We start from the raw sequence: 17,898 nt of genomic DNA, 5'->3' as shown, positions 1-17,898 counted from the left end.
TTAAGAAGTCACTTTGACTTTGGGCATAATGGCCGAATAGTCACGTGGACGCAAAGCAATTTCTGCCGCAATTTTTAGCGCAATTGCCCGATATGCCTTTGCCTCCGGGGATTGAGGGGCATGTACCACGGTAGGCGTACCTGCATCGGCCTGCTCACGAATCGCAAGGGTCAAAGGCAACCCGCCCAGGTAAGGAATGTCATACTTCTGCGACATCCTCTGAGCCCCACCTTCGCCAAAAATGTGCTCTGCATGACCGCAGTTGGAGCAGATATGCACCGCCATGTTTTCAATGATGCCCAGCACAGCAATGCCCACCTGCTCAAACATCTTGAAACCCCGTTGTGCATCAAGCAGGGCAATATCCTGCGGGGTTGTCACAATCACGGCGCCGGTGATCGGCACTTTCTGCGCCAGCGTCAACGCAATGTCTCCAGTGCCGGGCGGCATATCGACAATCAGGTAATCCAGCGCCTTCCAGTTGGTCTGCACCAGCATCTGCTGTAGCGCCTGGGTTGCCATGGGGCCACGCCAGATCAGGGCATTGTCGGCATCCACCAGCAGGCCGATGGACATTACCTGCACGCCATGATTTTCCAGCGGTTCCATGGTTTTGCCGTCGTTGCTTTCCGGTCTACCATCAACCCCCATCATCATGGCCTGGCTGGGGCCATAGATATCAGCGTCCAGAATACCTACATTGGCTCCCTCAGCATGCAATGCCAATGCCAGGTTGGCTGCGGTTGTACTTTTACCGACACCGCCTTTGCCGGAGGCGACAGCGATGATATTTTTCACCTGAGGCAACAGTTCCAACCCCTTTTGCACCTGGTGCGCAATGATCTGCGAGCGCACATGACACACCACCTCCCGAATATCGGGGCAGGATTTCTTCAGCGCATCTTCAATCTGCTTTTGAATCCGCTCATGTTGCGATGCAGCAGGGTAGCCCAAAAGCACATCCAGGCTGACACGCGAGCCTTCAACCTGGAGGTTCTGCACGCTTTTCTGGCTGATGTAATCTGCGCCTGTATTGGGGTCGATGACGGTTTGCAGTGTTGTGAGGATATCTTCTGTAGTGATGTTCATAACGGATACATTGTATGGGTTAGTTCGCAGAAATCGGCAAAACCGGCTTTTGTATTGATATTGACCATGAACGCTAGCTTGTCATCATCAAAGCAAACGCGAGTATAAGCCTGTTGCATCATCCAGTGCTGAACTTTTCGTTCACCCGCCTGCAAGTAATGATACAACTGGCTTTCAAGCGAGCGGTGCAATAACGCAAACACCGGATGGTCTTTGCATTGATCAGGCTGGCTGTCAGAAGTCGTGCAGGCAAAAGCGACTTTGGCATTGGCCTGCCGGGCACCTTCGTATAACTGCTGTACCAGATGAGGGTGCAAAAGCGGCGCATCGCAAGGCACCGTCATGAGCCAGGGGGTCGTACACTGGCGCAGGCCAGTCAGCATACCGGCCAGGGGGCCGGGAAAATCCTCCCAGTCAGCGTCGCGCTCGTCTGTCCAGACCGGAACTCCGAGCTTTTGATACTCGGCAATATGGCGATTGGCATTAATCACAACTTGATCAACCTGGGGCCGCAGCCTTTCAAGCACATAGTGAACCATGGGTTTTCCCTGCCATGGCAGCAAGCCTTTGTCAGAAACAACGCGCTGCATACGCTGGCTGGCCCCTCCAGCCAGAACCATTCCGGTAATCAGTTCATCACGACCTGCTGCCATCTGTTCAGCCTCCAATGTAGCTCATCTCTACACGCCGCAAAGGCTGCATTCCCTGTCCGCGCAATTCTGAATAATGGTCGTCACGCTGTTGCCATAAATGCGCGACGGAAGCCTGCAGCGCCGCATCGTCCAGATTTTGCCGCAACAAGGCGCGCAGATCATAGCCGGCACCGGCAAACAGGCACAGAAACAGCCGCCCCTCCATGGACAGGCGGGCCCTGCTGCAACTGTGGCAAAACGCCTGTGTCACACTGGAAATCACACCGATTTCCCCGGCGCCATCGTCATACGCCCAGCGCTGAGCTGTTTCTGCCGCTGTGTGAGGCTCTAAAGGGTGCACAGGGTAGAGTGCATGGATACGCCGGATCACTTCGCTGGATGGCAATACCTCGTCCATACGCCAGCCATTGGTTGTTCCCACATCCATATATTCGATAAAGCGCAAAACAATACCGCTGTGCCTGAAATGCTCCACCATGGGAATGATCTGCCCGTCATTGATGCCTTTGCGAACCACCATGTTGATTTTGACAGGATGCAGATCGGCTGCCAGCGCCGCATCAATTCCTTTGAGCACAGTGGCCACAGGCACACTCATATTGTTGAGCCTTTGAAAAATGGCATCATCAATGGCGTCCAAACTAATGGTGACACGGTCCAAACCGGCTGCTTTCAATGTTTTGGCTTTTTGCGCCAGTAAGGACGCATTGGTTGTCAATGTCAGCTCCGGTGCCTGTCCTGACAAGGTGCGCAGGCTGGCGAGCTGCTCAATCAGGTTTTCCAGATGTTTGCGCAACAAAGGCTCGCCACCGGTAATACGCAGCTTGGTCACCCCCAGCTTCAAAAACACACGGGCAATGCGGTTGATTTCTTCAAAACTCAGCAATTGGTCGTGTCGCAAAAAGGGGTGATCGCGGTTGAACACCTCTTTGGGCATACAGTATGAACAACGGAAGTTGCACCGGTCGGTCACCGATATCCGCAAATCCTGCAACGGGCGATGCCTGGTATCTTCAATGGCTTCCAAAACAGGGGGCATCGCGTCTGCACGGATCAGTTCGATCGGCAGCGCAGGCGTACGCGCATCCACTAACTGCTGCGTCGTTTCATGATGGGGCGTTGTAAGATCTGGCGCATTCATGATGTACTCAATTATAAAGGATATACACTGTGCCCCGGTTAATGCCACACCTCTTGGGTGGTTGAAAATAATCTTATAAAACAACAAGTTACAAAATATAATCCAATGTGCTTAGTACGTCTAAGCAGATTGCAGAACCGCCTCGGCCCCCTTATCTTCCTGCGCTTTCAGTGAATCCCTGTAAGCCACCAGCATTTCATACCGGTTGGGATAAATATGGAAGGACAACTCTTTCGGGTCGATATTGTGCGTTTGCAACCACTTTTTCATATGGTTGGTATGGTCGGCAAAAGCCAACGCAATGCCACGGGCAGCCAGGAATTTGCCCAAATCAGACAGCGTCATCACGCCAGTAAGGTCCACGTTATTGATCGAATGCCCATCAATAACAACCCACTGAACAGGAGAAATATCTGTACGCCTGACCAGACTCAGCACACGCTGACGGAAATAACTGGCGTTCAGAAAAATCAATGATGCATCGAAGCGGTACAGCAGCAACCCCGGAACCTCCTGAGCTTCCGGGTGATGGTCTGTTTCATAAAAGTTATCGTCATCGGGCATCAGCCCCAGGCAATGGTCGACAGGGCGGGCCGTTTTGCGCAGGAAAGAGAGGATTGCCAGAAAAATTGCCAGAATCACCGCATGAATCACACCCAGCAGCAGCACAGAGAGAAACGTCGTCATCGCGATGAAAAACTCTGTTTTGCTGATTTTGCGCAGCTTGAACAGCCAACTGAAATTTGTCAGCTTGATGGCACTGCAAATCAGGATAACCCCCAATGCTGCCAAAGGCATGTACCCCATGGGCTCAATGAACAGAACCAGTGCACCCAGGATGGTGAGGGCGGCAATCAGTTGCGCAAACCGCGTTTTGCCGCCGGCCGCTTCATTGACTGCGGTACGCGAATCGGCCCCACTGATCGCAAACCCCTGACATATGGCTGATGCCATATCGGCCACCCCCAGCGCGATCAGTTCTTTGTTGTCATCCACTTCATAATTGTTTTTGGCAGCAAATGTATGCGCGGTCAGAGTTGCACTGATGAAGCTGACAAAAACCAGGGCAATAGCGCCAAAAAACAGTGAGCCCCATTGCTCGTGCGGCGGCAGTGCCGGCATCGTCATATCGGGGAGTGCCGATGGTATTTCACCCACAATATTCACCCCGCGGGTGGAAAGTGAAAACACCATACTGAGTATCACAGCCACAATCGCAATCACCAGAATGGAAGGGACCTTTTTGCCGCCTGGATAGCGCTGCATCACATAATACAGTGCAAACAGCGTACCGGAGAGCAACAGTGTGAGCCAGTGAAAGTCAGGAATCAGGTGAATGAACGACATCAGCTTGCCGATGGTGTCCTTGCCGGTTGCCGCCACACCAATCACATTACCAAGCTGGCCAATGATGATCATGACGGCCACACCGTTCATCAACCCCAGCAAAATAGAGCGCGATTGTAAATCGGCCAGAAAACCCAGCCGCAAAAAACCGGCAACGATGAAAAGAATACCTGCCAGCAGCGTCAGTGTAAACACCAGCGACTGGTAATATTCCGGATTGCTGCCAGCCGCCACAATCGGCATCAGCGTGGAGGAAATCATGGCACAGGTGGCTGCATCCGGCCCGACAATCAACTGCCGGGAAGAACCGAGAAATGTATAAATGATCATCGGCAAAATGGTGCTGTACAGCCCCGCCTGGGGCGGCAGGCCAGCCAGTTGTGCATAAGCAATGCTGGTCGGCAGGGCAACCGCAGCTACCGATAAGCCGGCAAACAGGTCGTTTTTAAAATACGCCAGGTCGTAACGCAGCAACTCGGGCAGGCCAGGAATCCACTGGCCAATCCAGTTCAGCATATGGATGATTTTTTGAAATAATTTAATCTCCACCGAGCCTGCTCCCCCCGCATCAAAGACTCTTTATCCCTCTGCTGTCAGTGTATAACAAAGCCAGGAAAATAAACAGGCAGGGACATTGGCAAACTGCGTACTTTTACCCGTTTATGCATAGAAAACCTGTTCATATGGCATGAACCGGCCATCTGATTCGCATCAGGCTATTTGCCAATGGCAAAAACTGCGGGCAGCTTCCATTGCTCGGCGCTGAGCCGGAGTTTTTTCCAACCGTTTTGAGCCTCCTGCTTCCAGGCACTGACTTTCATGCTGTGCTGCCACCCGCTGGGCAGGGTGACGCCAGCAGCAACAGCCAATTGGGTATCAGGAGCCAGTGTGGCCAACAGGGCTTGCATCATGGCTTCATTGCGGTAAGGCGTTTCTATGAACAACTGGGTTTGCCCAAAGCGCAATGCCAGCTTTTCCAGTTCACTGATCCGTCGTGCCCGCTCGTCTGCCTGCACCGGAAGATAGCCGACAAAAGCAAAACTTTGCCCGTTCATGCCGCTCCCCATCAACGCCAGCAGGATAGAGGAGGGGCCGACCAGAGGACGGACTGGAATATGCAAAGCATGGGCGGCACGCACAACGGAAGAGCCCGGATCGGCAACCGCCGGCAGTCCGGCTTCAGACATCAGCCCTATATCATTGCCCTGCAATGCGGGCTGCATCAATGCACGGGCATCAAATCCTGCATCACCTTGCTTATGCACCTGCCGGGGCAGCTCTGCAATATGCATCTGTTGCAGCGGAAGCGCTAAAGGAGAAATTTCATTGACACGCTTTAACACCGCGCGGGCAGTTTTGGCGTTTTCAACCACCCAATGGGTGATTTGCGCGGCCTGGGCTATCACATCACGCGGAATGATGGCATCCAGCGCGACCGGGGACTCGGTGCCGAAGTCCAAAGGAGCCGGGACCAGCCAGAGCGTCCCCGTATCAGTTACTGTATTTTGATCTGCCATATCAGCGTCTACGCAACCTCAGGGCAATGAAACGCCGGCTGCACGCAGCAGCCGTGCCGTTGCAATCAGCGGCAATCCAATCAGCGCCATCGGGTCATCGTTATAAATGGCATTGAGCAGGGTAATGCCCAAACCTTCAGATTTTGCACTGCCTGCACAGTCATAAGGTTCCTCTGCACGCAGATAGCGGTCGATCTCAGCATCATTCAACTGCCGGAATTCAACCCTCACCGCAACCAGTTCACATTGCTGAAAAGCGCTGGCCTGGCAAACGACAGACACCGCTGTCTGAAAGATCACCGTCTGCCCGCTCATGCGCCTGAGCTGTTCAAAAGCCTTATCGTAATTGCCGGGCTTACCGATGGCCTGCCCATGCAGATCAGCCACCTGGTCTGATCCAATCACCAGTGCCTGCGGATGCTTAACAGATACCACCTGTGCTTTGGCAACGGCCAGCCGCTGTGCCAACTGAACTGGTGTTTCTCCGGCTAAGGGCGTTTCATCCACTTCCGGCTTGTGTACATTGAAAGGCAGCCGCAGACGTTGCAGCAGCTCACGCCGGTAGCGCGAAGTTGAAGCCAGAATGATGTCTGGCGGAAAAGACGGTTGTGTACTTGTTGTCATAGCTTGGGATTTTAAAATAAACAAGGTACCATTGCAGTATTGCCAAAGAAGTAGGGTATTCTTCGGCACAACCCGATACAATGCATGTTTCAGATGATTTTGGGTGTGACTAACCATGAAAACGCCTCTATCCGTTCGTAAACTCAACGTGGCAGAATTTGCACGCAGGGAAGAAGAGCTGACCGGCTCGCTCAGCCTGGACGATATGCCCCGGCTGGCTGATTTATGCGTTGCTCCGCTGCCAGCAGGAATCACCAGTTCTACGCCCATTGCACACTGGAGGGCACGTGGAGAATTCAAGCCTCAGCGCATTGGAGAGCCGCAGCTTTGGCTGTTTCTGACGCTGGAGGCACAAATCCCGCTGCGTTGCCAGCGCTGCCTGCAAGACCTGCTGCAACTGGTTCCTCTGGAACTGTCTTACCGTTTTGTTGCAACAGAAGAGCAGGCCACACTGGAAGACGGAGAAAGCGAAGAAGAAGTCCTGTCGCTGACCCGCGCGCTGGATTTACCTGCTTTATGCGAAGATGAACTGATCATGGCGCTGCCGTTGATTCCATTGCACGAAATCTGTCCTGATCCGCTGGTGCCTGGCCTGGACCGGGCCGGCATGATGCTCGAAATCAGTGATGATGATGAACAACCCAATGTGCAAAACGGCGAGGAGGCTGAAAAGCCGAATCCCTTTGCAGCGCTGGAAACATTGCGGAAAAAACTGCACTGAAATTTCCCAAACAACACAGCGCCATACAGGGCGCTTTGACATTCTGATCAGGTAAAAAGAGTTTATATGCACATCCATATTCTGGGAATTTGCGGTACCTTTATGGGCGGCCTGGCCGCATTGGCACGGGAGGCCGGGCATAAAGTCACAGGGTGTGACGCCAATGTCTACCCGCCCATGAGCGACCAGTTGCGCGCGTTGGGAATCGATTTGATCGAGGGGTTCTCTGCGGATCAGTTGGGCCTGAAACCGGATGTGTTTGTCATTGGCAACGTCGTCAAACGCGGCAATCCGCTGATGGAAGCCATTTTGAATGCAGCGCTGCCTTACACCAGCGGCCCCCAGTGGCTGGCTGAACACATGCTGGCCGGCCGGCATGTCATGGCAGTGGCGGGTACGCATGGCAAAACCACCACCACATCGATGCTGGCGCATGTCTTACAGGCCAATGGCATGGAACCCGGTTTTCTGGTTGGCGGTGTTCCCCAGAATTTTGGTGTTTCAGCCCGGTTGGGCCGTTTGCAACCCGATGCGCCGCTGCCAAGCGGTCTGGGCAATGTTTTTGTGATTGAGGCTGACGAATATGACACTGCTTTTTTCGACAAACGCAGTAAATTTGTTCACTATCGGCCGCGAACAGCCATTTTGAATAACCTCGAGTATGACCATGCCGATATTTTTCCTGATCTGACAGCCATAGAAGTTCAGTTCCATCACCTGGTGCGCACGGTTGCCGGGCAGGGCCGCATCGTCATCAACGGTATGCAGGAAAGCCTGCAACGCGTGATTGAGCGCGGCTGCTGGAGCGAACAGGCATGGTTTGGCCATACTCCGGGCTCCATGCTCAACACAGAACAGTATCCGCAGTGGACATACAAAGGCACAGCAGAACACTTTGATGTGTTTAAAAACGGGGAACCTGCCGGGCAGGTGAACTGGGCGCTGCTTGGTGAGCACAATCAGCTCAATGCCGTTGCCGCCATTGCCGCAGCAGAACATGTCGGTATTGCGCCTGGGCAGGCTGCACAGACCCTGGCCTCGTTTGAAAATGTCAAACGCCGTATGGAGCTGAAAGGCACGGTCAGCAACATCACCGTTTATGATGATTTTGCCCACCATCCTACGGCCATCCGCACTACTATTGACGGTCTGCACGATAAATCGGGCAGCCGGTCCGGCCGTATCCTGGCCGTATTTGAACCACGCTCCAATACCATGAAACTGGGCACCATGAGCAGCCAACTGCCGTGGGCGCTTGAGCATGCCGATGTGGTTTTCTGTTATGACAACGGGCTGGGCTGGGATGTTCAGGCCGCACTGTCCCCCATGGGTGCCAAAGCCCATGTTATCAACCATCTGGATACACTTGTACAACAAGTCGTTTCAGCCAGTCAGCCGGGCGACCAGATTGTTTGCATGAGCAACGGCGGTTTTGGCGGCATCCATGCCAAGCTGCTGGCAGCGCTGGCAGAAAAATTCAGACCAGCAACTGCTTGAAACTGGTCAAACTTCACACACATTTCACATGAAGTTCACATAGACTTCATTGGCCTTTCACACCATGCAGAAATAATAACAATCAATATCACTGCACGATGTCAAAGGAGGTGTGAATCATGACAAGCAAGCTTCGCTTATGGGGTGTTGCACTGCTGACGGCTGTTGCTGCAAGCCATGCATCAGCGCAAACATACGCAGCACTGGATGTTTTGCCCACATACCATTCGGGTCTGTATTATTTGTATGCGGACATGTCAGCAGCAGGTCAGGGCGGTGCCTCGCCTGTACTGGCGGTGGCATCCTACGGCGAACCCATCACGGCGCCAGAGCCTATTTACATGAGTGAGGATGAATACCTTGAACTTGAAGCACAGGGCAAGCATTGGAATGCCAAGCTGTGGCATGAAAAAGGCCTGCGTTCAGGGTCATGGCAACGGCAGCATGTCCGCACGTCCCTGATATGAAACTGCTGTGTTTGCAGTAACATCATGGCGGGCGAATGCAGCAGCAGGGCGTCAGTGCAAAATGAGTGCGTTTTATCCGGGGTAGCCGTTTTTATTGTATTCTCTGGTCGTATAAGCATATTGTTTCAACTGCCTCACTGACCAAAGGCCTCCCGTTATGAAATTACTCTATTTGCATGGATTCCGCTCATCCTCCCAATCTGTCAAGGCACAGAAATGCGATGCACGTGTACAGCAGTTACGCAAACAAGGCGACCGCATTGAATGGTATTGCCCGCAACTGCCGCCATCTCCCAAAGCAGCCATGGAGATGGTGATGAACCACATTGAAAGCTGGCAGGGGCACCAGATGGGCATCATCGGCTCATCACTTGGCGGATTCTATGCCACCTATGTGGCAGAGCATAAGCGCTGTGGTGCGGTGCTGCTGAACCCTGCGGTCAATCCGGCGCGGGATATTGAAAAGTTCATGCAAGAGCATACCGACATCCCGCAGGAAGAACAGATTTATTTTCAGCCACAGTACATTGAAGAACTGCATGCGCTGCAGGTCACCTTGACCATGCCGGAGCGCTATTTTCTGATTGCAGCCAAAGGCGATGATGTGCTGGACTACAAAGAAGCCGTCAAACACTATAAGGGCAGTGAGCAACTGGTTTTGGAAGGCAGTGATCACCAGTTGACGGATTTTGATCAATATATGGATGATGTGTTTGACTTCATCGGCTTAGGGACATGATACAGACCTCCCTATGCTGCGATGACAAGCCATCACACTATTGGATGAGAACGAATGAAAAAGAAATGGCTTATCGCATCATTGGCAGGTTTCATATTACTGTCGGCAGGATGCTACTATGCAGTGACACAGTACAACATCCATCCTAAGCGGCAGGTAGGCGAAGTGGTTGATGCGCTTCACGGCGTTCCTGTCTATTACAACGGTGGTGTCAACCATGTACGCGGCAGAAACACCACTGCCGACGGCTACAACCTGGGGCTTGAATACCAGTGTGTTGAATTTGTAAAACGTTATTATTATGTACGTTTCGGGCATAAAATGCCCGACTCTTACGGCCATGCCAAAAGTTTTTTTAATACCCAACTGGAAAGCGGCGCGCTGAATCCTCAGCGGGGCATGCTTCAGTTCAGCAACGGCAGCACAGTCATGCCGCAGGCAGATGATCTGCTGGTATTTCGCGCCACGCTACTGAACCGTTACGGGCATGTTGCCGTCATTTCAGCGGTTACAGAAGATGCCATCGAAATCGTGCAACAAAATCCGGGCCCTTTTGCAAGCCCCAGAGAATCATTCAAACTGCTGCACGATGCCGATGGGCAGTGGCGTATTGATCACTCGGCTGTCCTGGGCTTTTTAAGACTCCCTCCCTGATGACAGGAGCCGGCTGTATGTCCCCCGGCGCACCAGAGCGTGTTAACACGCCTTAATTGATCTAAAATCCAGGCAAAACGATAAACCCGTTAAAATAAGCCGCCCGCTTTTAGGCAGCTTTATCGCATGCAGCGGATATTGGCACTGTGCATGTTTTGAGAGGAACCGATTTTGACTTTTGCTTTGTTTGATGATGGTGGCAAATTTTTAGCCGGACGGATCATGTCACAAACGGATACTTCGGCTCAGGTAGAACTGGATTCCGGCCGCCGCATTAAGGTCAAAGCTGCCAATATCGTGCTGACATTTGAACAGCCGCAGCCATCTGAGCTGATAGCACAGGCACAGGCACTCTGCCCTGAAATCGACCTTGATCTGGCCTGGGAGTTTGCCCCGGCAGACGAGTTCAGCTTTACCGACTTCGCTCGCGACTATTACGATGCCGGCGCTACGCCGGTTCAGCAGGCAGCGGTGCTGTTCCGTCTTTTTGAGGCGCCGCATTATTTCCGGCGTGCAGGGAAGGGACGCTTTAAAAAAGCCCCCGAAGAAATTGTGAAAGCCGCATTGCTTGCCATTGAACGCAAGCAGCAACAGCAACTGCAGGTCGACGCCTGGGCACAGGAACTGATAGAAGGGCGCTGTCCGGAAAATATCCGCGAACAACTGTACAAAATTTTGTTCAAACCGGATAAAAACTCACTGGAATACAAAGCCGTTGTCCAGGCCAGCCGGCAAAGTCAGGTGTCACCACTGGACTTATTCAAACGCTCCGGCGCCATTTCATCGGCCTACCAGTTTCACTGGCAGCGGTTTTTATATGAGTTTTTCCCCAAGGGAACACAGTTTCCGTCATCTTTACCCGAGCCTGCTCTGAAAGCCACGAGTGATTTGCCATTGGCCGATGTGCGAGCATTCAGCATTGATGATTCGGCAACCACCGAAATTGATGATGCCTTATCTGTACAAGGGCTAGGCAGCGGTACCGTCACCCTGGGGATTCACATTGCAGCGCCGGGGCTGGGCATTTCACCCGCCGATGCCATAGACCATGTGGCACGCAACCGGCTTTCCACAGTCTATATGCCGGGCTGGAAAATCACCATGCTTCCTGATGAAATCGTGCAGCAATTTACCTTGCTGGAAGGGCAGGCATGCCCAGCGGTTTCACTGTATGCCAGCTATGACGAACAGTCACTTGAATTCAAAGGCCAGGTCACACGGCTTGAGCAGGTACCGATTGAGCGCAACCTGCGCTACGATCTGCTCGAAGACAGCATTACCGAAGAAACGCTCTCCGGGCAGGCCCCGGCTGATTATGAATACGCCAATGAACTGGCGTTTCTGTTTAAACTGTCCAGGCATCTGAAAGCCAAACGCGAAGAAGTGCGCGGCAAGCCCGAGCTGTTCCATCATCCGGACTATGCTTTTCGCCTGCTGGATGAAAATGGCCAAACCAGCACAACAGAACCTGTCGGCAGTGAACAGGTCAGCATTGGAGAACGTAAACGCGGCTCTCCCCTGGACCTGATTGTTGCTGAAAGCATGATTGTGGCCAATGCCACCTGGGGCGGCTGGCTTGCCTCGGTCGGGGTGCCGGGCATTTACCGCAGCCAGTACAGCATGGCTCCTGGCGTCAAAGTGCGCATGAGCACCAAAGCCTTGCCGCATGCGGGGCTAGGCGTGCCGCAATACATATGGAGCACATCGCCGCTGCGCCGCTACACCGACCTGGTGAACCAGTGGCAGATCATTGCATGTGCCAAACATGGCTCCACTGCCGCTCTGGCAGCGCCATTCAAGTCCAAAGATGCAGACTTGTTCTCCATCATTTCCGCCTTTGAGGCAGCCTATACAGGTTATAACGGTTTTCAGCGCACCATTGAACGGTACTGGACTTTGCTTTATCTGCAGCAGCAGGGCATAACTGAGCTGGAAGCTACCGTCATGAGAGACGGAATGGTGCGTGCCAGCCACTTGCCACTGGTTTTTTTGGCTGTCGGAGCCCAAAACCAGCCCCGCGGTACTGTGGTTCTTGTTAAGATTACCACTGTTGACCTGCTGACACTGGATGTCAGTGCACAGCTTGAGAAGGTTGTACAAACCATTGGCGTTGCCGGGCAGGATACCCCGCAGCAAACCGATGAAGAAAGCGCTGATGAAGATGATGATGCCATGACCGGCCCGATTGAACTGGCAGTAGATATACAGGCCGGTGAAGAAGGACAGGCGACTCTCTAGTAAAATAGCAGAATTACAGAAAACAGAGGTAAAGGGATTGAGTCCGGGAAGCAAAAAAAACGCAGCACCTGATCCGGCAGCAGATGACGCCGCACAGACACCTAAAGTGCCCAAGGCTGCCAAAACAACCAGAGCGCCAAGGGCAGCTAAAGCATCGCCTAAAACGGCTGAAACAAAGAAGAAAAGCAAAGCCGCTACCGGAACAACTGCCCCCAGGCGGAGGAAAAAGGCCGAGCCTGCTGCCACACCTGCGCCGGTGCTGCTGGACCTGGATTCCGCACTGACGCCCAAGCAATCCAATACGGTTTTGCGTACCGCCATCATCGTGTCGGTTGTTTTCCACCTGGCTTTACTGACCATTAAGTTCACTGACCCCGAAGCCATTAATGACTTCTTCCAGCGCTCGTCGCTTGAAGTGGTGCTCATCAACGCACAAAGCGAGGAAGCGCCCACCAACCCTCAGGTCAGAGCCCAGTACAACTATGCCGGCGGCGGGGATTCAGAAGAAAAGGTCTACGCAACCTCTTCAGAAACGCATTCCGAGGTTTTCTCTGCGGGAGACTCCTTTGAAGAAATCCAGGCCGAACTCAATTCCGCACGAGAAGAATCCATGCGCCTACTGAATCAGGTTAAAGCACAATACGCGCAGCTTCCCCCGATTGATCCCAGTTGGGGCGAAAATGACCCGCGCCGCAGAGCCGAGGAAGAGCGCAGGCGGCAGCTTTCCAATACCATTGCAGCCATTGAACAGCGTATTCAGGAAGAAAATGCACGTCCCCGGCGCATGTACATCGGCCCAGCAGCCCGAAGCGATGCGCAGGCCATGTACTACGACATGGTCCGGCAGAAAATTGAACAACGCGGCACAGAGAGCTTCCCTCAATATGCAGGATTGCCGTTGTATGGCTCCCTTTTGATGGAAGTGGTGGTAAGCCCGAAGGGGCAAATGGTCAGTGCCAGCGTCCTGCAAAGCTCTGGCAATGCCGTGCTGGACCGCCAGGCCCAGGCCATTGCGCTGAAGGCCGGCCCATTTTCCGCTGCCCCGCCAGAACTGCTGCGTGTTGAGCAGAACGTGGAGTTTGTCTTCGTCATGCGCTTTAACTTCCTGAATGAAGGCAAGCTGACAACGGAGTTGATGGAGCGGGTCAACCCTCAGTGATGCCTGAAACCGGGCTCTGCATTTTTGATTTCGTCATAAGGGTTACGCTATGAGCCGCCAGCTTTCACACTCCAACATCTATGCTGTTGTTGGCAACCCTGTTGAGCACAGCCTGTCTCCGCGTATACATGCCTTATTTGCGCAGGCCACCGGTCAGGAGATCCATTATGGCAGGCTGCTGTCTCCTTTAGATGGTTTTACACAATGCATTGCGGATTTTGCCGCTTCTGGCGCACATGGTGCCAATGTGACCGTTCCTTTCAAATTTGAAGCATTGAAACTCGCTACCCATGCAACCCCACGCGCCCAGTTGGCAGGTGCCGCTAATACGCTGCGATTTGACGCCACATTACCAGACCAATCCTGGCAGGCCGATAATACCGATGGCGCCGGCCTGGTGCGCGATATCACCCACAATGCCGGCACGCCCTTGCGTGGGCAGCATGTATTACTGATTGGCGCAGGAGGCGCATCATCCGGTGTACTGGGCCCCCTGATTGAAGCCTGCCCTGAACGCATCACTGTGGCGAACCGCAGTCTGGATAAAGCACAGGCTTTAATCGCCAGACACTCAGCTCTGGCACAAACAAATGAGGTGGAATTAAAGGCAACAAACCTGCAGGATTGTGGCAGCAGCTACCACGTGGTGATCAACGGGACTTCCAGCAGCCTTGAAGGTGCCGGGGTACCGGTTTCTGCCACAGTTTTACGCCCAGGAGCCATGGCGCTGGACATGATGTATGGTCCGGCAGCTCAGCCATTCCTAAGCTGGGCACAGTCACACCAGGCCTGCGGGCGCGATGGCTTGGGTATGCTGGTGGAGCAGGCAGCTGAGTCGTTTTTGTTCTGGCGTGGCGTACGCCCTGATGGTGCTCCGGTACTTGATCAACTGCGTAAGGAGCTGTAAAACCCATGAATCCATTTTCTTTTGATTCATTCAATGCAGTGCTTGAGCAATACAAAAACAAAACATACCAGGAACTATGTGCATTGCCTGCCGAAACAAAGCTGTCCCATCAGAACTTGTCTGCACACGATACCCTGCATCTGCTGAAAACAGTCAATACTGACCAAAGTTTGACCATCACGCTTAAATACCAACGCTGGCTCACCGCAGCCGAATACAAGCAGGAGCAGACATCCATGTTTGAGCAGTTAAGCGCCTATGCACTGCCCGCAGATGCCGAAGAAGTCATACAAACCTTTAAAAAATACTTTCCTAAACCTGTTGCACATCCGTCTAATCCCGACTTGCTGGGAGGATCAGGCTATGAAAATTATTTTGAAATTCATCCGGATGGCATGTTGGTTGAAGATGAGGATACCCGTAACCAAAAAGCAGAAAATGAAATACAGGAAGAAGCACCGTGGTTTGGCACAACAGGGCTTGATGAAGAAACTGAACGGGAAGTGCCTCGCTACCTGCGACTGGAATATGGCGAATTCATTTTGGATGAAGATTCTCTGAAAGCCCGTGACCTGACATACCTTGGCCGTTTTCAACTGACCGCCAAAGAACTGGAAGAGGGTGATTTTGCATCTGATACCGTCGCGGTTCATTTCTGGCGTTATCCCGCCAGCGGCTCTGAGCCGGCTTATGCCTATGTAGAGGAATGGGATAATGGCGATACCTGCATTGGCATGGGTTCTTACTTTCCTACAAAAACATAAGACAGGCAGAATAAGAAAATTTTCAAAAAAGGGCTAGCCAAACAGGAAAAAATCAGGTTATAATTCCATCTTTCGAAATTTAAGGGCCTTTAGCTCAGTCGGTAGAGCAGCGGACTTTTAATCCGTTGGTCGCGAGTTCGAGTCTCGCAGGGCCCACCAGAATTTTGATCAGAAACAGCCCGACGTGGCTGTTTTTTTATGTGTGAAAAATTTCTGACCCATAGATGTAAACACAGATTGATACTGGCATCAGATTAAAGGCTTTATTCTGTGGGACAATCGGTACCTGCATTTTTTTCTTCTGCTACCCAACGTTACATTTGTCATCATGCTGGTTCACCCCCAATTCAACCCTGTAGCCCTTGATTTAGGTATCATCTCTGTGCATTGGTACGGCCTGATGTACCTGGTTGCATTTCTGCTGTTTTGGTGGCTTGGTTCTTTACGTTGCAAACAACCCCATATTGCTGCTCAGGGCTGGCAACGCAAGGATATTGAAGACCTGCTGTTTATCGGTGTCATCGGGGTCGTTGTGGGCGGACGCCTGGGCTATATACTGTTTTACAAGCTGGGCTACTATCTTGCACACCCTTTGGAAATTTTTGCCTTACAGCAAGGGGGCATGTCTTTTCATGGCGGCTTTCTGGGCGTACTGCTGGCATCGGCTATTTATGCCTATGTCAAAAAAAGAAACTGGTTTGATATCACCGACCTGGTGGCCCCATGCATACCACTGGGCATTGCTGCAGGCCGGCTTGGCAACTTCATCAACGGAGAATTATGGGGCAGGGCGGCAGACCCGTCATTACCATGGGCCATGGCTTTTCCGCAAAGTGGCAATATGATTGCACGCCACCCTTCGCAATTGTATGAACTGGTTCTGGAAGGCATTTTGCTTTTCATCATTCTGTGGGTATATGCACGCAAACCTCATGCCCGGGCACGCGTGTCTGCATTATTTCTTGGTGGTTATGGCGTATTCCGGTTCATTGTGGAATTTTTCCGTGAACCAGACAGCTTTTTAGGGCTGCAGGCCTTTGACCTCAGCCGTGGGCAGTGGCTGTGTGTACCCATGATTTTAGGCGCTGTCGTTTTGTATATGTGGGCAGGAACCAGACAGAGCAATAAGCAATAGGCGCCACCCACTGAAAAAAACACATGGCTCTGCTGCACACTTAATCTCAGTTACAGCAGTTCAATGCCATCCAGCGTTTTCATGCACTGCTGCCTTATGATCTGCACAAAATCAGCAATGTATTGTTTGACTGCCAATTGCCTTGACGCAATTGCATAAAGCTCACTCCATAAACCATGCGCACCGATATGGCGGGCAATCACATAGTCATGGTCTACATAGCTCTTCACGCCCCAGTTGGGTAGCGCTGCAATGCCACGCTGGCTTGCAACCAGTTGCAAAATATTAAGCGTCAGCTCTGCGGTACGCCGTTTGTAGTGAATACCTGCGGGTTGCAGAACCTCCCGGATGAAATCTATTTTTTCAACTGGAACCGGGTAGGTGATCAGCGTTTCACCGGCAACATCGCTGGCCTGAATTGTTTTGCAATGTCGCAGCGGATGGCCTGGAGCCAGCACCGCCAGAATTTCAAACCGGAATAAAGGAAAATTAGTCAGCAGTTTGCTGCGCGCCTTGATGCCGGCAATGACCAGGTCGGCCTTACCTTCCTCAATCAGGTCAACCGGCTCACTGTGAAAACCGGAAACCAGGTCGATATTGATTTGCGGCCAGCGTGCATGGAATGTATCCAGCACCGGCATCAGCCATTCAAAACATGTATGACATTCCAACGCCACACGCAGTTCTTCATTGGCCGATTCATCTTTCATACGTACCAGGTCACGTTCAGCCTGACTGGTTTCACTGACGACCATACGAGCCAATTCCAGCAACCGTTCTCCGGCTGGTGTGAATACCACGCCAGAACGTGAACGCGTTAACAGAGATATGCCATAGTAATCTTCCAATGCACGCAACTGATGCGACAGGGCAGACTGTGTCAGGTGAACCTGTTTGGCAGCAAGTGCCAGTTTACCCGTCTGGGCAATGGCCAGAATCGATTTGAGGTGGCGTAATTCAAGCATGAATGTTATTCAACAAAACTGGCTTTTATTGTAAAGTTTTTTCAAAATTAACGCTGACGTGTTCAAAGCCGCCTTTTGTTGAAAATACCCCAAAGCTCCCCCTTACTCGCATGTGGCAGAAGGAGCCATTACTGTCACACTCAAGACAAATTGAGTACAATGCTGTCGCTGAATCTGTGATTCTACGGTATGATTACAACTGACACGGAATTATAAAAATATTTCATGTAATTTTGCTTTATGATCACACGTTGTTCCCCGACGATGTACTCCTTGTATTT

Annotated in this window: 17 protein-coding genes and 1 tRNA gene; 11 read left to right on the top strand and 7 right to left on the bottom strand. The window is 52.2% G+C overall.

What is annotated here, in order from left to right; all coding sequences use genetic code 11:
* The 6 genes from apbC to AACY98_RS13380 all read right to left on the bottom strand — a co-directional run bounded on the left by apbC (position 1) and on the right by AACY98_RS13380 (position 6,371).
* Positions 1-1,089, bottom strand: coding sequence for an iron-sulfur cluster carrier protein ApbC (gene apbC / locus AACY98_RS13405; RefSeq protein WP_339805795.1), 1,089 nt, complete (start codon positions 1,087-1,089; stop codon positions 1-3).
* A complete protein-coding gene (gene mobA / locus AACY98_RS13400; RefSeq protein ID WP_339805793.1) occupies positions 1,086-1,742 on the bottom strand; it encodes a molybdenum cofactor guanylyltransferase MobA in 657 nt (218 codons plus the stop codon). The genes apbC and mobA overlap by 4 nt, the downstream gene beginning before the upstream one ends.
* 4 nt (positions 1,743-1,746) lie before the next feature.
* A complete protein-coding gene (gene moaA, locus AACY98_RS13395) occupies positions 1,747-2,883 on the bottom strand; it encodes a GTP 3',8-cyclase MoaA (protein ID WP_423817573.1) in 1,137 nt (378 codons plus the stop codon).
* Positions 2,884-3,003: 120 nt separating this feature from the next.
* On the bottom strand, positions 3,004-4,746 hold the full coding sequence (locus AACY98_RS13390; protein WP_126977770.1) for a SulP family inorganic anion transporter: 1,743 nt from the start codon (positions 4,744-4,746) through the stop codon (positions 3,004-3,006).
* 200 nt (positions 4,747-4,946) lie between these two features.
* Entirely contained in the window at positions 4,947-5,747 is an 801-nt protein-coding gene (locus AACY98_RS13385; protein ID WP_339805790.1) for an SAM-dependent methyltransferase, read from the bottom strand.
* Positions 5,748-5,765: 18 nt separating this feature from the next.
* A complete protein-coding gene (locus AACY98_RS13380; protein WP_339805788.1) occupies positions 5,766-6,371 on the bottom strand; it encodes a Maf family nucleotide pyrophosphatase in 606 nt (201 codons plus the stop codon).
* A 115-nt stretch (positions 6,372-6,486) separates the two neighbouring features.
* On the opposite strand from AACY98_RS13380, the gene AACY98_RS13375 reads away from it, so the two are divergent.
* From AACY98_RS13375 to lgt, 11 genes are all read left to right on the top strand, one after another.
* On the top strand, positions 6,487-7,092 hold the full coding sequence (locus AACY98_RS13375; RefSeq protein WP_339805786.1) for a YceD family protein: 606 nt from the start codon (positions 6,487-6,489) through the stop codon (positions 7,090-7,092).
* Positions 7,093-7,158: 66 nt separating this feature from the next.
* Complete coding sequence (gene mpl / locus AACY98_RS13370) at positions 7,159-8,589, top strand: UDP-N-acetylmuramate:L-alanyl-gamma-D-glutamyl-meso-diaminopimelate ligase (RefSeq protein WP_339805784.1); 1,431 nt, start codon at positions 7,159-7,161, stop codon at positions 8,587-8,589.
* A 119-nt stretch (positions 8,590-8,708) separates the two neighbouring features.
* A complete protein-coding gene (locus tag AACY98_RS13365; protein WP_339805782.1) occupies positions 8,709-9,056 on the top strand; it encodes a hypothetical protein in 348 nt (115 codons plus the stop codon).
* Positions 9,057-9,213: 157 nt separating this feature from the next.
* Positions 9,214-9,795: a YqiA/YcfP family alpha/beta fold hydrolase gene (locus tag AACY98_RS13360; RefSeq protein WP_339805780.1), complete on the top strand. Its 582-nt coding sequence runs from the start codon at positions 9,214-9,216 to the stop codon at positions 9,793-9,795.
* A 54-nt stretch (positions 9,796-9,849) separates the two neighbouring features.
* Complete coding sequence (locus AACY98_RS13355; protein WP_339805778.1) at positions 9,850-10,449, top strand: CHAP domain-containing protein; 600 nt, start codon at positions 9,850-9,852, stop codon at positions 10,447-10,449.
* Between the two features lie 222 nt (positions 10,450-10,671).
* The gene (locus AACY98_RS13350) at positions 10,672-12,687 is read left to right on the top strand and encodes a ribonuclease catalytic domain-containing protein (protein ID WP_339805848.1); all 2,016 of its coding nucleotides are present in this window, start codon (positions 10,672-10,674) and stop codon (positions 12,685-12,687) included.
* A 37-nt stretch (positions 12,688-12,724) separates the two neighbouring features.
* Positions 12,725-13,846, top strand: a complete 1,122-nt coding sequence (locus AACY98_RS13345) for an energy transducer TonB family protein (protein WP_339805776.1) — start codon at positions 12,725-12,727, stop codon at positions 13,844-13,846.
* A gap of 49 nt (positions 13,847-13,895) precedes the next feature.
* Positions 13,896-14,753: a shikimate dehydrogenase gene (aroE, locus tag AACY98_RS13340; RefSeq protein ID WP_339805774.1), complete on the top strand. Its 858-nt coding sequence runs from the start codon at positions 13,896-13,898 to the stop codon at positions 14,751-14,753.
* 5 nt (positions 14,754-14,758) lie between these two features.
* Complete coding sequence (locus AACY98_RS13335) at positions 14,759-15,517, top strand: hypothetical protein (protein ID WP_339805772.1); 759 nt, start codon at positions 14,759-14,761, stop codon at positions 15,515-15,517.
* 83 nt (positions 15,518-15,600) lie between these two features.
* Positions 15,601-15,676, top strand: a tRNA-Lys gene (locus AACY98_RS13330).
* 169 nt (positions 15,677-15,845) lie between these two features.
* On the top strand, positions 15,846-16,652 hold the full coding sequence (gene lgt, locus AACY98_RS13325; protein WP_339805770.1) for a prolipoprotein diacylglyceryl transferase: 807 nt from the start codon (positions 15,846-15,848) through the stop codon (positions 16,650-16,652).
* Between the two features lie 50 nt (positions 16,653-16,702).
* Here the strand turns inward: lgt and AACY98_RS13320 are convergent, their stop codons facing one another.
* Complete coding sequence (locus AACY98_RS13320; RefSeq protein WP_339805767.1) at positions 16,703-17,617, bottom strand: LysR family transcriptional regulator; 915 nt, start codon at positions 17,615-17,617, stop codon at positions 16,703-16,705.
* Positions 17,618-17,898 lie beyond the last annotated feature (281 nt).

Source organism: Saezia sanguinis, assembly GCF_963921665.1.
GTDB lineage: Bacteria > Pseudomonadota > Gammaproteobacteria > Burkholderiales > Burkholderiaceae_C > Saezia > Saezia sanguinis.
This window is presented reverse-complemented; position numbering and strand designations above follow the sequence as displayed.